The sequence below is a fragment of the Methylomonas montana genome (assembly GCF_030490285.1).
Lineage (GTDB): Bacteria > Pseudomonadota > Gammaproteobacteria > Methylococcales > Methylomonadaceae > Methylomonas > Methylomonas montana.
On record NZ_CP129884.1, the window covers coordinates 279,321 to 294,126 of the forward strand.

At 52.8% G+C, this 14,806-nt stretch carries 16 protein-coding genes; 7 read left to right on the forward strand and 9 right to left on the reverse strand.

The features are described from left to right. Positions 1-55: 55 nt before the first annotated feature. Together QZJ86_RS01350 and QZJ86_RS01355 are read left to right on the forward strand one after the other, a co-directional pair. Positions 56-328 (forward strand): late competence development ComFB family protein, encoded by a 273-nt coding sequence (locus tag QZJ86_RS01350; RefSeq protein ID WP_301935887.1) that lies wholly within the window; start codon positions 56-58, stop codon positions 326-328. 78 nt (positions 329-406) lie between these two features. After that, positions 407-607 carry a hypothetical protein gene (locus QZJ86_RS01355; protein WP_301935888.1) on the forward strand — a complete coding sequence of 67 codons (201 nt, stop codon included), beginning with the start codon at positions 407-409 and terminating at the stop codon, positions 605-607. Positions 608-691: 84 nt separating this feature from the next. Here the strand turns inward: QZJ86_RS01355 and QZJ86_RS01360 are convergent, their stop codons facing one another. The 4 genes from QZJ86_RS01360 to speE all read right to left on the reverse strand — a co-directional run bounded on the left by QZJ86_RS01360 (position 692) and on the right by speE (position 4,053). After that, a complete protein-coding gene (locus tag QZJ86_RS01360) occupies positions 692-1,387 on the reverse strand; it encodes an OmpA family protein (protein WP_301935889.1) in 696 nt (231 codons plus the stop codon). 34 nt (positions 1,388-1,421) lie between these two features. Then, positions 1,422-1,856, reverse strand: coding sequence for an exosortase system-associated protein, TIGR04073 family (locus QZJ86_RS01365; RefSeq protein ID WP_301935890.1), 435 nt, complete (start codon positions 1,854-1,856; stop codon positions 1,422-1,424). 157 nt (positions 1,857-2,013) lie between these two features. Beyond that, complete coding sequence (locus tag QZJ86_RS01370) at positions 2,014-2,928, reverse strand: GGDEF domain-containing protein (protein WP_301935891.1); 915 nt, start codon at positions 2,926-2,928, stop codon at positions 2,014-2,016. 279 nt (positions 2,929-3,207) lie between these two features. Further along, positions 3,208-4,053, reverse strand: coding sequence for a polyamine aminopropyltransferase (speE, locus tag QZJ86_RS01375; RefSeq protein ID WP_301939069.1), 846 nt, complete (start codon positions 4,051-4,053; stop codon positions 3,208-3,210). 84 nt (positions 4,054-4,137) lie between these two features. Here speE and speA point away from each other — a divergent pair, with 84 nt between their 5' ends. The 4 genes from speA to QZJ86_RS01395 all read left to right on the forward strand — a co-directional run bounded on the left by speA (position 4,138) and on the right by QZJ86_RS01395 (position 8,923). Continuing rightward, positions 4,138-5,964: a biosynthetic arginine decarboxylase gene (speA, locus tag QZJ86_RS01380; RefSeq protein WP_455429804.1), complete on the forward strand. Its 1,827-nt coding sequence runs from the start codon at positions 4,138-4,140 to the stop codon at positions 5,962-5,964. A gap of 80 nt (positions 5,965-6,044) precedes the next feature. Continuing rightward, positions 6,045-6,650, forward strand: a complete 606-nt coding sequence (locus tag QZJ86_RS01385; RefSeq protein ID WP_301935893.1) for a GDSL-type esterase/lipase family protein — start codon at positions 6,045-6,047, stop codon at positions 6,648-6,650. A gap of 72 nt (positions 6,651-6,722) precedes the next feature. Then, entirely contained in the window at positions 6,723-7,580 is an 858-nt protein-coding gene (locus tag QZJ86_RS01390; protein WP_301939071.1) for an NAD(P)-dependent oxidoreductase, read from the forward strand. A 23-nt stretch (positions 7,581-7,603) separates the two neighbouring features. Then, complete coding sequence (locus QZJ86_RS01395; RefSeq protein WP_301935894.1) at positions 7,604-8,923, forward strand: UDP-glucose dehydrogenase family protein; 1,320 nt, start codon at positions 7,604-7,606, stop codon at positions 8,921-8,923. Between the two features lie 475 nt (positions 8,924-9,398). Here QZJ86_RS01395 and QZJ86_RS01400 read toward each other — a convergent pair whose 3' ends face one another. From QZJ86_RS01400 to QZJ86_RS01415, 4 genes are all read right to left on the reverse strand, one after another. Beyond that, positions 9,399-9,998: a hypothetical protein gene (locus QZJ86_RS01400; protein ID WP_301935895.1), complete on the reverse strand. Its 600-nt coding sequence runs from the start codon at positions 9,996-9,998 to the stop codon at positions 9,399-9,401. Positions 9,999-10,028: 30 nt separating this feature from the next. Beyond that, positions 10,029-10,424 carry a hypothetical protein gene (locus tag QZJ86_RS01405; RefSeq protein WP_301935896.1) on the reverse strand — a complete coding sequence of 132 codons (396 nt, stop codon included), beginning with the start codon at positions 10,422-10,424 and terminating at the stop codon, positions 10,029-10,031. A gap of 467 nt (positions 10,425-10,891) precedes the next feature. Then, positions 10,892-12,286 carry an amino acid permease gene (locus tag QZJ86_RS01410; RefSeq protein WP_301935897.1) on the reverse strand — a complete coding sequence of 465 codons (1,395 nt, stop codon included), beginning with the start codon at positions 12,284-12,286 and terminating at the stop codon, positions 10,892-10,894. Between the two features lie 13 nt (positions 12,287-12,299). Then, positions 12,300-13,058: a pentapeptide repeat-containing protein gene (locus QZJ86_RS01415; protein WP_320415836.1), complete on the reverse strand. Its 759-nt coding sequence runs from the start codon at positions 13,056-13,058 to the stop codon at positions 12,300-12,302. A gap of 170 nt (positions 13,059-13,228) precedes the next feature. Between QZJ86_RS01415 and QZJ86_RS01420 the strand changes: the two genes are divergently transcribed. Then, positions 13,229-13,729, forward strand: a complete 501-nt coding sequence (locus QZJ86_RS01420) for a DciA family protein (protein WP_301935898.1) — start codon at positions 13,229-13,231, stop codon at positions 13,727-13,729. Between the two features lie 68 nt (positions 13,730-13,797). On the opposite strand, the gene lpxC is transcribed toward QZJ86_RS01420, so the two are convergent. Next, positions 13,798-14,724, reverse strand: coding sequence for a UDP-3-O-acyl-N-acetylglucosamine deacetylase (gene lpxC / locus QZJ86_RS01425; RefSeq protein ID WP_301935899.1), 927 nt, complete (start codon positions 14,722-14,724; stop codon positions 13,798-13,800). Positions 14,725-14,806 lie beyond the last annotated feature (82 nt).

The following is a 14,806-nucleotide window of genomic DNA, read 5'->3' on the forward strand; positions in this document are numbered from 1 at the left end:
TTCTCGGCTATGCTTATCCGGCGACTTTAATCCACGGCATGACATGAGGGCCTTTATGCTGAATATTAGCAATTATTACGAGCAACTGGTGATAGACCGCCTTTGGAAGCTTGCCGAAGAGGCCGTCGAGCCGTTCAGTCAAGCGTTTCAGGAAGATGTGGCTTGCCTGGCGCTGAACAAATTGTCGCCCTGTTATGTGCGCAACTCCATCGACAAATCCATTAATATCGGCGAAAAGCAATATCAGGAAATGGTCGAAGCGGTCGATTTGGCGATAACACAAGGTATCGAAACGGTTCAGCGCCGCACGCATGGCGACAGAGAGTAGCGATTTGGCGGCGGTACATGACGTTTCCCGTCCGCGCCATGAGCCTATGAGTTTTTCAATCGATCCGGAGATACCATCATGAAAATCGTTTTAATCGGGCTCGCTATCAGCATGCTGTTGGCAGGCTGTTCCTCGTCTAACGAAGAATCCAAGGCCAAGCAAACCCAAAACCAGGAGCTTTACAAGGCCGTCAATGCGCCGTTGGATAAGGCGAAAGGCGCGGAACAACAGATTTTCGATGGCGCCAGCGAACAGCAAAAGCAGGCCGAGAATTTGTGACGGTAGTTTTTAAAAAAGATTGGGACGGTTTAAAACGAAAAAACCCCGCCGAATCTAAGATTCGGCGGGGTTTGGGTGCAAACCTTATTTCACGTTAGGGCAGTCGATATAGGCAGGATGCGAGGTGAGGACAACGGCAACACGGTGACTTTGATCCGCCGTGTTATCGGGGCCGTGGGCTTCACCGGTTGCTGTTACGACAAGTTGTGAAGGCTTGGCGCCTTGTTTGATCAACATATTGCTGACCGTACGGGCTCTTCTTTCCGACAAATCTTGGTTATAGGCTGGTTTGCCTACCGTGTCTGTCGATGCGGCCACGGTGGCTGATGCATCGGGATGCTCGTGTAAAAACCGACCGATGTGGCCAATGGTGTCATCCTTGGTTTTGAAAGGCACATCGCTAGCGGTTTTGAAGTACGCAACCGTTTCGTGCACATTTTCGTGCTCGTGATGGTTTTTGCCGTGCACATCGGTCAGCCATTGGCAATACTCTTTCTCCGAGGCCGAAATGTGCGCTGCGGCCGATTTGGCCGCCTCTTGCGCTTTTAGAGTTTCGTCGATGTTCCAGTAGTAGTCGTTTTGCCAGTGTTTCAGCACATGATTGGCCGTTTTCAGATCTTTTTCTGCAGCCGATGCATGGAGTAAGGCTTGACCGTAATGGCCTTTGGATGCGGCATCGATTTCAGCACTGAGTCCTGCCACATCTTTTTTCGGCGTGGAGCAGGCGGTCAGCGATAGGGCCAGAACGGCAAGCGGGATGTATATGTATTTTTTTTTCATGATCTTATCCTCTAGTCAAGTGGTATCGTCCGCGTTACTTGCCATGATCCAGCGTGTCGGAATAGCCGTGATCCAGCGGGCCATAATGAGTCCAGTAGCCGGGGAAATGCCGGCCGAAGTAGCGGGTGTCTTCGCTAAAGCGGTCCCAGACGTATGGCGGAGAGATAAATTCACCGGTGGGTATAGGCGATACAATCAGCTCTGCTACACCTATCAAGGTGCGGCTGACCGTGTGAGCCACACCACGCAGTAGGCCCCAACTCGAGCCAAGCAGGATGTTTTGGTCGTGAGTGATGTTGACCACGTTTTTAGGGATTTCGATAAAACTGGTGGTTGTGTTAGCGAAGCCTTGGCTAACTCTGGACGTAAAACCTGCCAGATAACTCGGATTATGTTCGTCCGCATTTGCCGTTTGACTTGCCAATAATGCACCAGATAGCAAACAGGTGGTAAGGAATTTGTTTTTCATGTTATTTTCTCCCGTTGTGTTGCAAATTGAATACTGCTAACCGTGTTAAGGATAGCAGGAGAATGCGAAAAAACACTGGAGACTAGACACTAACGCATGGTTGAGAGAAATGCAACTGGCCGAGCCGCGCAAATGGCGCTATCGGTTCGGGCAGGCTTTACAGTATGTCGATTTCCACCCGATTCCTGCCGTTTTTCTTGGCCCGATACAAAGCGTCGTCGGCCGCCTGAATCAACGCTTTCAAGCTTGGCGATGAGCCTGCCCGGCAGCTGCAAAGGCCGATCGAGAGCGTAGTGGGTATGCGTAGGGTGTGATAGCGGAATACATGGCGCATCACTGTCGAGCGTATTCTTTCCGCTAAGGCCACTGCCGCGTCCGCCGGGATGGCGCGTAACAGGATGATGAATTCCTCGCCGCCATAGCGGGCCAGTAAGTCTTCCTGGCGCATCTTGGCATTCAAAATCCGCGCGAGATCTCGCAACACTTGGTCGCCGGCCAGATGGCCGAAGTTGTCGTTGGTCAGCTTGAAATGATCGGCGTCGCACATCATCACGGTCAACGGGGTGTTGTGATGCTTGCAAAAGGAAAGCGCCTGTTGCGCTCGCAGCATGAAAGCCTGGCGGTTGAGAATATTGGTCATCGCGTCGATATTCGCCGCCTGGTACAAAGCTTGTTCGGATTTGGCCTCGCAACAGCGTTTGTAATCAATCTTTAGAAAGGTATCGCCGACCCGAATTCGATCTAACAACTGAATTCGGTGCTTTTCCACCCGCTGACCGTTGACGTAAGTGCCGTTGGTGGAATTTAAGTCTTCCAGCACGATGTGTCTTCGATAAATCGAAAGCATGCCGTGGCGCCTGGAGATTTTTGGGTCAGAAATCATAATGTCGGCGGCGGGCTCGCGGCCGAAAACATGCTGGCTGCTGTGTAACTTAAATTGCTTGCCTTGTTCGCTGCCCGATAACACCACTAAATAAGGCTCCAGTGCCAAACGGTCGCGGATGGTGTCCGATAACTTGCCGACCACGGTGTCGGATAATGGCAGTGGAGTTTTTTCGGGAGGCGTGGTCATCGGCTGAATCCTAATCATCTCCTGTCGCTGGCATTGAAATACTATTTTCAGTTGCTTGTTGGGCCGCGTGGCGAAGCGCGCGAGCGATTATTACGGCGGGCTTAAGAAGATGAGCTTGCCGGTACGTCGTTCCAGTGACTCAGTGTGGCAGATAGCGGGATTGCTAGCAAGCTGAGCGATGTCGAGCCGTCGAAAACGGCGAGCCGCTTTGGGCTTATAGCCGGTTGTCGACTGGTTGGGCGGAGCCGAAGCGCGGGTCGGCTTCGGCTCGTTTGCGGTTTATGCGAAGGCTTTTTTGAAAAACTCAGGCATTGCCAGGCTGGCTTTGTGGATGTCGCTGTTGTAATAAACGGTCTCAAAGCCCTTGTTGGCGGCGTCCTGCTCGCGGAATTTTGACAAGTCGGATTTGCTGGCCATCGTCGCACTCCACCAGCCGGACGGATAAATGCATTGCGGGAAGAACACAGTTTGCTGGTGTTTGAAGCCGGCGGCCCGCATTTCCGCGCGCATTTCTTTCAAGATTTTCATATGCAACAACGCGGATTCGCTTTGCTGTACCACGATGCCGTTTTCGCTCAAGGCTTTGTAGCAGTCTTTGTAAAAATCCGCGCTGAACAAGCCTTCGGCCGGACCGACCGGGTCGGTGCTGTCGACGATGATGATGTCCACGCTATTCGGCGCGGCTTCTTTCACCCATTTGATGCCGTCGATGAATTTCAAATCGGCGCGCGGATCATTGTTGGATTCGCACAATTCCGGGAAATAGATTTCCGCCAAACGGGTGACGCGCTCGTCGATGTCGATTTGCACGGCTTTTTCAACACCCGGATGTTTCAAGACTTCCCGCAGAGTGCCGCAGTCGCCGCCGCCAATGATCAACACATTTTTCGGATTGGGATGTGTGAACAATACCGGGTGGCTGATCATCTCGTGATAAAAGAAATTATCGCGGGTGGACACCATGGTGCAGCCGTCGATCACCATCAGGTTGCCGAACTGTTCGGTTTCGTAGATTTCCAGAAACTGAAATTCGGATTGCTCCTCGTGGAGTTTACGGGTGATTTTTAATGAAAAGGCAGTACCGGTGGCGGTTTGCGCTTCGCTGAACCATTGGTCGTCGAGCATGATGAAAGTCCTGTAAAAAGTCATATAACGTTCATCATTATACTTTAGAATTTCTACCTCTTTATGACAGTCCGAGTAGAACGCGTGCCAACACAACCATGGTCGATTGAACAATCCAAGCAGCTTTACGCAATCCAGCAATGGGGTAACGGTTATTTTTCGATTAACGACCAAGGCCATGTTTGCGTGAAACCGCAAGCCGACTGCGCGACCGAAATCGATCTGTTCGAGATCGCCCAGGCCTTGCGAGACAAGGGTTTGAACTTTCCGGTGCTGGTGCGCTTTACCGATATTTTGCGTGATCGCATTAGGCAGTTGCAGCAGGGATTCGATCAAGCAAGAGCCGCGCATTCCTACAGCGGCCATTACACGCCGGTCTATCCGATCAAGGTTAATCAGCAAGGCAATGTGGTGGAAAGTATCGTTGCCGCCGAGCATATCGGCCTGGAAGCGGGCAGCAAACCGGAGTTGCTGGCGATTTTAGGTTTGGCAAAACGCGGTGGCACTATCGTCTGCAACGGCTACAAGGACCGGTTTTATATCCGCATGGCCTTGATGGGCCAATTGATGGGCTTGTCGGTGTTCATCGTCATCGAAAAGCCTTCCGAGCTGGAGATGATCATCGAAGAAGCCGCCAAACTGCAGGTTACCCCGCTGATCGGCTTGCGGGTGCGCTTATCGACCATCAGTGCCGGTAAATGGCAGAACAGCGGCGGCGAGAAATCCAAGTTTGGCTTGCACGCCAGCGAAGTATTGCAACTGATCGCCCGCTTGCAGCAATTGGACATGCTGAACTGTTTGCAGTTGATGCACTTTCATATGGGCTCGCAAATCGCCAATATCCATGACATCAAACTGGCTTTGAAAGAAGCCGGCCAGTTTTATCTGCAATTACACCGGCTCGGCGCCAACATCACCACGGTCGATGCCGGCGGCGGTTTGGGGGTCGATTATGACGGCAGCGGCTCGCGGCGGGAATGTTCGATCAATTACAGCGTGAACGAATACGCCGAAAACATCGTGCGCAGCTTTGCGGACGTCAGTCAGCAACACGGTTTGCCGCAGCCCAATATCATCACCGAATCCGGCCGGGCCATCACCGCCCACCATGCGGTGTTGATCACTAACGTCACCGAGGTGGAAAGTCTGCAAGGTTGCACAGATGCCGTCTCGCCAAACTTAAACAACATCAGCGAGGCCTATCACAACGCCCAATTCGATATGGCCGAAGCCCGCGCGCAATTTGTGCAGGGCGATTTGTCGCTGACCGAACTGGCGGAAGCCGAGAAACGCTATGTGAGTTTGTGCCAGCGAATCCAACTGGCGCTGAATCTGGACAATCATCATCACCGCGAAATTTTGCAGGAACTGGACGAAAAACTGGCCGATAAGGTGTTTTGCAATTTTTCCTTGTTTCAGTCGATGCCGGATATTTGGGGCATAGACCAGATCTTTCCGATCATGCCTATCCATCAGTTAGAACAGCAACCCAGCCGACGCGCGGTATTGCAGGATTTGACCTGCGATTCCGATGGCCGTATCGATCAATACGTCGATCATCAAAACATCAGCAATACCTTGCCGCTGCATCACATCGCAGACGATCAGGATTATCTGATCGGCTTTTTCATGGTCGGCGCGTATCAGGAAATTCTCGGTGATATGCACAATCTGTTCGGCGACACCCATTCGATCAACATCGAACTGGACGGCGCCGGCTACCGCTTCGGCGACTTCATGGAAGGCGAGGATGTCAGCGAATTGCTGGATTATGTGCATATCAATACCGAGGCGTTGAAAACCGCCTACCGGCAAAAGCTGGATGGCAGCGGATTGACGACCGAACAAAAGCAGGCTTTCGAGCAAGAATTGCTCGCGGGCTTGAACGCCTATACCTATCTCGAAAAATAACACCAAGCCAAGGTAAAAGCCTTGTCTAATGCGCCGGGATCGGTCCGGGAAGGAATTGACGCGCTTAAGGAGTAGCGAGTATGAAAATATATCTGATGGTCGTCGTGCTGCTGGCTTGTATAGCCTGCAATAAACCGGCGCCAAAGTTGAGTAAACTGCCGGATAACGCCGTGATTCTAGCGTTTGGCGATAGCCTGACCTATGGCACCGGCGCGTCGGCACAGCACGATTACCCCAGTATCCTGGCCCAGATGATCGGTCGCGAGGTGATTAACGAAGGTGTTCCAGGGGAAATTAGCAGCGAGGGTAGGCAGCGCTTACCCGCATTGTTGGACGAATATCGGCCGGACCTGTTGATTTTGATCCACGGTGGCAACGATATTTTGAAACAAATTACGGCTGAGCAAACCCGCGATAATCTCAAAGCCATGATTGCCGAAGCCAGGCTGCGCAATATCCCGGTGGTGATGCTCGGTGTGCCGGCGTTTGGGATAGTGTTTTTGCATAGCGCGAAAATTTATGAAGAGCTTGCCGAATCCGAAGGGATTGCGAGTGACCTGGAAACCGTGCCGAACATTTTGGCAGACAATACGCTTAAATCCGACGCCGTCCATCCCAACGACCAGGGATACCAGCGCCTGGCGGAAAATATCGCCGCCTTATTGCAAAAGCATGGCGCCTTGTGAACAAGGTCCGGATGACGGGTGGTGTCAGGCTAAGGCGCTATAATGGTTCCGATAACATTATGGGGGGATAACATGCGAGTGGGATTGATCGGATTGGGGGCGATGGGCTTGGGCATGGCGGGCAATCTTGCCAAAGCCGGATACTTGTCGGCCGTCTACAATCGCACCGCCGCTAAAGCCGAGGCCTTGGCGGCGGAATTACAGGTGCTGGCTAGCGAAAGCATCGAACAACTGGCGTCGCAAGTCGATGTCGTGTTGATCTGCGTGTCGGCTGACAAAGACGTTTTGATGGTGGTGGATGCTATCGCCAAAACCATCAAACCCGCCGGCGTGGTGGTGGACATGTCCACGGTCAGCAGCGAAACAGCCCAGACGGTGGCGCAAAAACTGGCGGAAAAACAGGCGTCCTTCCTGGATGCGCCGGTATCCGGCGGCGTGGAAGGGGCCAACAAAGGTACATTGGCGATGATGGTCGGCGGCGAAGCCGATGTGCTGGCGCGCGTTCAGCCGGTATTGGCGGCAATGACCGCCCGCATCGAGCACTTGGGCGGCCACGGCGCCGGTCAAGCCTGCAAGGCGGTGAACCAAATCATGTGTGCCGGCATTAACCAGGCAGTCACCGAAGCCTTGGCGTTTGCAGAAGCCCAAGGTTTACCGATGGAGAAAGTCATTGAGGTGATCGCCGGCGGTGCGGCCGGAAACTGGTTCTTGCAGCATCGCGGCAAGACCATGACCCAAAATCAATTCGCGCCCGGATTTAAATTAGCGCTACATCATAAAGACTTAAAAATAGCCCAGCATATGGCGCAACATGCCAGTGTCGGTTGTCCGTTAACGACTACAACGATAGCGGACTACGCCAAGTTGATGGCAAAAGGTTATGGCGACGAGGATATTTCCGCGTTGTATCGGTTAAAACAGAAACGATAATTCTTAGTTTACAAGGTGTAACGATGAAAATTACAGTGTTCGGCAGCGGTTATGTAGGCTTGGTGACAGGCGCCTGTCTAGCGGAAGTGGGCAATCAAGTGCTGTGCATGGATGTCGACCAGCGCAAAATCGACCAGCTGAAGCAAGGCATCATTCCGATCTACGAACCGGGATTGGACGAAATGGTCAAGGATAACGTTGCCGCCGGGCGTTTGAGCTTTACCACCGACGTGAAGGAAGCCGTTGATTTTGGTTTGTTCCAATTCATCGCCGTCGGCACCCCGCCGGACGAAGACGGCTCGGCCGACTTGAAATACGTGCTGGCCGTGGCCAAAAGCATCGCCGAACACATGAACGATTACAAAATCGTCGTCGACAAATCCACCGTACCGGTCGGCACCGCCGATAAAGTCAAACAAGCGATTAACGAGGTGCTGGTCCAACGTAGTCAGAATCTGGAATTCGACGTGGTATCCAATCCCGAGTTTTTGAAAGAAGGCTCGGCACTCGACGATTTCATGAAGCCGGATCGTATCGTGATCGGTACCGACAATCCCAGAACCGCCGAATTGCTGAAAGCGCTGTACGCGCCGTTCAACCGCAGCCGGGAGCGGGTCATCACGATGGACATCCGTTCCGCGGAACTGACCAAATATGCCGCCAACGCGATGTTGGCTACCAAGATCAGCTTCATGAACGAACTGGCCAATTTAGCCGAACGACTGGGTGCCGACATTGAACAAGTGCGGCATGGCATCGGCTCCGACAGCCGCATTGGCTACAGCTTTATCTATCCCGGCTGCGGCTACGGCGGCTCCTGCTTCCCGAAAGACGTCAAAGCGCTGGAACGCACCGCTCGCGACAACGGTTACCATGCCGAACTGCTCAGCGCGGTAGAAAACGTCAACGACCGGCAGAAGCACCGCTTGTTCGAGAAAGTTTCCGCGCATTACCCGAACGGCGTGAAGGGCAAAACCTTTGCGTTGTGGGGCCTGGCCTTCAAACCCAACACCGACGACATGCGCGAAGCACCCAGCCGGGTATTACTGGAAGCCTTGATAGCCGCCGGCGCTACGGTGCGCGCCTACGATCCGGAAGCGATGGAAGAGGTGCGCCGCATCTATGGTGACAAAGCCGGTTTGGTGTATTGCGCCAAGCAGGCGGACACCTTAAACGATGTAGATGCGTTGATTATCGTCACCGAATGGAAACAGTTCCGCAGCCCGGATTTCGACGACCTGAGCCGATTGTTGAAGGACAAGGTGATATTCGATGGGCGGAATATGTATGAGCCGAGGTTGGTTAGGCAGTTTGGGTTGCAGTATTACGCGATCGGTAGGTAATACTCCCTCTCTTGCTGGAGAGGGTTGGGGTGAGGAGTTTTAAAGGTGTCGCTGGCGCGACGGCTTAGTTTAATGTCGGGTCTCGGCCCGACAGCCGGGGTACTTTCGCTACGAAAACCATCCGTGTTTTCGCCCTTCGGGCCAGCCTATCGGCTGTTCAAATTCGCTCCAGGCGAATTTGTGCTCCGCCAAAAGAAAGTACCCAAAGAAAAGGCGGCCCGGATGCCGCTTGTTCCCTGCGCTCCGAAGCTTTCGCCGGGGGTTGACGAAAGGGGCTTCCTGCCCCTTCGTCAACGTGCGGCATCCCTGCCGCACCCCTTCGGGCTATTCCCGCCGAAAGCTCCGGTGCTCGGCGCGGCATACGGGAGGGGGAGCCATCCTAAATCTGAAAGTTGCTTAACCTTCGAATTGGGCAATCAGCTCGGCGTATCGTAGCAATTCGAAGGCTTGTATTACGGCTAATGCCTATTACACTCTATGATTGCGGCTTAACGGGTTTCCCATGCGAGCACGCCATGCGCCATTGCTCAAGCAGTTCAGTGTTTCCCGATGCCACTTCGATGAGCATTTGAAGCGAAAGCACAGCGCCTGGGACGATTCCTGCTTGGTCGATGTCCTTGCCGTCGTAGTCTGGGTCGGTTGGAATCTCGACATTGACAACCCACCAGACTTCAACTTTGCGTAGTAGGGCAACGAGAGCTGGAAATTGTGAAGCGTGCTCAGAATCGACCTGGCCTGTTACGACATTGAAAAGTTGATGTGCCAGTTGATTCCTTGTCTTCTTCAAACTCTCGAAGGTCTTGAGGTCCGCTTCGTCAATTGCTTCGTGCTCTCGCAACCAGTCAAGCGATGCATAGAGTGTGCTCTTGTTTCGAGCAAGGACCTGACCTTGATATTCTGGTCCAACGGTCGGCCCATTCTGATCCCACCCCTGCATGTAGAACCCTCTGATTCGGCCAACTACCGAGTCTTTGAGAATCTCAAACGTGGTGATGAACATCGTTGCCAAGAATAGCGATGGTCCGATCACCTTGGGATCGAGGAAGCGCTCCCATCGGTCTGCTGTTTTGTTCATCGGTGGACTAATGGCAAGTCAATTCGCTGGTTAGGTTTTGAAAAGTACAACAACTCTCCACGAAATATAGAGAAACACACCAATAACGAATAACACGTATTGTTTATGACTTGCTTTCTCCATTCTTTCAATGATTGGAAAAAGTCGCTTTTGCATTTCTTGAAATGTCTCCTCTTCCAGAAGTGCATTTGCATTTTCGATCATACGTTGTCGATTTAGGTGGAGGTGACGAACACCAAAGTAAAAACTGCCGCACCATGCAAACAAAGCAAGAATAACAAGAACTAACTCCTTGGACAGAACTTTGCCTTCAACTTGTTCTAATGCATAGGCAATCGCTGCTCCAGATGCTGCCAGCAAAAAGTATATGTATTTGCTTAGTTCATCTGAAAGTCTTGCTGCGAGCAAGTTTAAGTCGTCTTTCAAAGCAGAGTTCCTGATAACTGACAAGTGATTAAATCGCTTCTGTAAATCTTCATGAATTGGATGATATTCAATTTTTGTCAATTTAGGGGGATAGTCTAACTGGAAATATGCTTCTGAAGTCAGATTCGTTTGGGTAAAAAATCAACGTCTCAACACGAAGAAAGTTAAAAATTTACTTCCGCTGGTTTGATTTTCGATTGTGGGACGGTTTACTCCCGTATGCCGCGCCGAGCACCGGAGCTTTTGAACGGATTAGCCCGAAGGGGTGCGGCATGGATGCCGCACGTTGCCGAAGGGGCAGGAAGCCCCTTTCGGCGACCCCGTTCAAAAGCGAGGAGCGCAGGATAAAAGCGGCATCCGGGTGGCGTTTCTTTTGGTGACTTTTCTTTGGCCAAACAAAGAAAAGTTACTCGGCTGTCGGGCCGAGACCCGACATTAAAACCAGCCGTCGCGTCAGCGACACAAAACTAAGAAGACCGCAACTGACTATGCTTTACCCCATACCCAAAATAAATCAAAAACCCAATCAACAACCAAACGAACAACCTGATCCAGGTATCAATCGGCAATCCGGCCATCAAACTCAAACACACCAAAATCCCCGCTACCGGCACATAGGGCACCGCCGGGCATTTGAAATGGCGCTGCATTTCCGGATGGCTATTCCGCAAAATCCATACCCCTCCGCAGACCAGCACGAAGGCGAACAGTGTGCCTATGCTCACCAGTTCCCCGAGTTTCTCGATAGGCATGAAGCCAGCCAGCAAGGACACTGCCACGCCGACCAGGATGGTGGACAAATGCGGGGTTTGGAACTTGGGATGGACTTGCGCGAACAGCGGCGGCAATAGTTGGTCTTTGGCCATTGAGAAGAATATCCGGCTCTGGCCCATCAGCAGCACCAGCATTACCGAGGTCAAGCCGGCGATGGCAGCGATTTTTATAATCGGCGACAACCAGCTCATGCCGACATGATCGACCGCCAGTGCAATCGGCGCGGCGACATTCAGTTCGGTGTAGGAAATAATGCCGGTCAATACGCCGGCCACCAGAATGTACAACAAAGTGCACACCGCCAGCGAGGCGATGATGCCGATCGGCACATCTTTTTGCGGGTTAATGGCTTCCTGGGCGGCGGTGGAAACTGCGTCGAAACCGATATAGGCGAAGAAAATCACCCCGGCACCGGTCAAGACGCCGCCGAAACCGAATGGCGTAAAATTGGCCCAGTTTTCAGTTTGGATGTGGCCGGCGCCGGCGACGATGAATACCACGATGACCGATAGCTTGATCAATACCATCACGGCATTGAATATCGCCGACTGGCGGATACCGGTCACTAGTAAGCCGGTCAGTAATAAAATGATCGCTACCGCCGGTAAATTGATGAAACCGGCCTCGGGATTGGCCAGATAAGCCGTGGTCAGATAGGTCGGTAAATGCACTCCCAAGTTATCCAGAAAGCTGGTGAGATAACCGGCCCAGCCTATCGCCACCGTACTACTGGCCAGGGCGTATTCCAGTACCAAATCCCAGCCGATGATCCAGGCCATCAGTTCGCCCATCGTCGCATAGGCATAGCTGTAAGCGCTGCCGGATACCGGAATCATTGAAGCCAGTTCGCTATAGCACATCGCTGCCAGTCCGCAGGCGATGCCCGCCAGAATGAAGGACAGCACGATGGCCGGGCCGGCATATTTGGCGGCGGCGATGCCGGTCAACACGAATATGCCCGCGCCGATCACCGCGCCTATGCCAAGGATGGTTAAATCCTTGGCGGTCAGGGTTTGCTTTAAACCGTGTTCTACATCGGTCAGGGCTTCGACGGATTTGCGTTGCAGCAATTGCTTGGGTATTTGCATGGAGAGGTCTCGATTATTTCGGGTTGGCAGGTTTAACTAGATCGGGTAGGTTTTTGGCGCCGTCAAAGCGGGCGCCGGTAGTAACGGCTTCGGTAAAAATCGCGTCATGCAATTTGGCTTGCGAAAAATTGGCATTCGTCAAGTTGGCGCCGGTCAGGTTGGCGCCACCCATCTCTGCGGAATACAGATCGGCATTCTGTAAATTGGCGTTATTCAATTTGGCGTGTTTCAGCATGGCGCGGCCTAGCTGAGCATTGCTGAGATTGGCGTCGGTCAGATTGGCGCCTTTTAAACTGGCGCGCATCAAACCCATCGATTGATTCTTCATGTCGGCCGCCCATTGCACATTGCTGAGATTGGCGTGACTCAAATTAGCGCCGTCCATGATCGCCACCACCCGGCTGCCGCTCATGTCGGCATTGCTGAGGTCGGCGTGCATCAGGCTGACGCCGAAGATGCTGGTGTTGGATAGATTGGCGGCGTTGAGCTTGATATTGGTCATCACCGTCAAATCCAGCGTCAGGCCTTGCAGATTGCTTTTATTCAGATTGGAGCGCCTTAAATCGGCACCCCACAAATCGGCGTTGCGAAAATCCAGATTGGACAGGTCCAGGTCGGTCAGATCCTTGCGGCGCAGGTCGGCGGGATGTTGCTTATCGGCTTTGGCCAGCAATTGTTCGACTTGGGCGCGGGTGAGGTCGGCGGCGTCGGCAAACGGTATTGCTAACGTGAACATACTGAATAGCAAGGGTATTTTAATTCGGGTCTTCATGACAGGCTCCGGATAGTTTATTGTCGGTTTTATACTTACCAAGCGGTCCGAGCGCAACGCTTATGCATCGCGCGGCAATATTAATCTAAAGCGTATCACATAGCAGCCCGGATCGGGCCGTGGAGCGTTGTTTGCCGTCATTAGCTTACAGGCGCTGGTCAGCAGGGCCGATGCGGTTTACTATCGGCGCTAACGTCATCGTGCTAAAAACGGATATGAAAAAAACGGGATTTAAGTCGGCGCTGGATTTTAAAAACAATCAACTGGCTTCGTGTTTGGACAAAATTGCCGCGCAGCAAGCTTTGCTTGGTATCGTCAAAAGCGCATTGCCCACTGATTTGGCTAAGCATGCCGTGCATTGTGTGGCGTCCGGTTCGCTGTTACTGCTGTATAGCGATTCGGCCAGTTGGGCATCGCAAATTCGGTTTTTTAATCGAGGAATATTGGATAAGTTGCATGCCGCCGGTCAACTGCATATCGTCAGATTGCAAGTGCGTATTGTCGCGCCGCAGGCAGAGCCGCTTCGACCAAAACGCGGAGCTCGCTTGCCGTCTGCGGAAAATATCGGACTGATTTGCGATCAGGCTAATCGAGCCGATGATCAGGATGTCTTGGGCGCCGCTTTGGCGCGATTAGGCGCGGCCTTGATTCGACGCTCAGGGGAAGGCTAGCGTTATTTAGTGCCGTCGGGCCGACCATGATGAATCGGCGACGGACACTAAACCGTTTGAATGCAAACTTAGCCGGTGGCTCGCGCCGAACTCTGGGCGGAATGCATGAAAGAAATAGGCGCTTCTTCGGCAGTGTCGAAGGTGACCATTTCCCAAGCATCCTTGTCGTTCAGCAAGGTCAGCAACAGTTTGTTGTTGAGCGCATGGCCGGACTTAAAGCCTCGGTATTCGCCAATCAGGCTATGTCCCAGCAAATATAGGTCGCCGATGGCGTCGAGAATTTTGTGTTTGACGAATTCGTCGGCATAGCGCAGGCCATCTTCGTTCAAAATCTTATCGTCGTCGACCACGATGGCGTTATCCAGGCTGCCGCCCAGCGCCAGATTGTTTTCGCGCAGGAATTCGATGTCCTTCATGAATCCGAAGGTGCGTGCCCGGCTGACTTCCTTGACGAAAGTGGTCGAGGAGAAATCCATCACCGCGGTTTTCAGATGGTCGGAAAACGCCGGATGTTCGAAATCGATGGTGAAGGTGACTTTAAAGCCCTCGAAGGGTTCAAAGGCGGCCCATTTGTCACCGTCTTCGACGCGAATCGAGCGTTTGATGCGAATATATTGCTTGGGTACATCCTGTTCGACGACGCCGGCCGACTGTAACAGGAATACGAATGGTCCGGCGCTGCCGTCCATGATAGGCACTTCGGCGGCGCTGACATCGACAATGGCGTTGTCTATGCCCAAACCCGCTAGCGCCGACAACAAATGTTCGACGGTTGACACCTTGACGCCGTCGCGGACCAAGGTCGTGGACAGCTTGGTTTCGCCGACATTTTCCGGGCGCGCGGTTATCGTCACCGGCGTTTCCAGATCGACGCGACGGAAGCGGATGCCGGTATCCGGTTCGGAGGGATGCAGGGTCAGATAGACCTTATCGCCGGTATGCAAACCCACGCCGGTGGCTCGGATAGTGTTTTTTAAGGTACGCTGTTTAATCATGAAATGCCGACAAATAGGTAAAACAAGGCGAGGGAGTCTATCACAGATTACGCGATAGCTCCCCTCGAAACTTGGCTTGGCC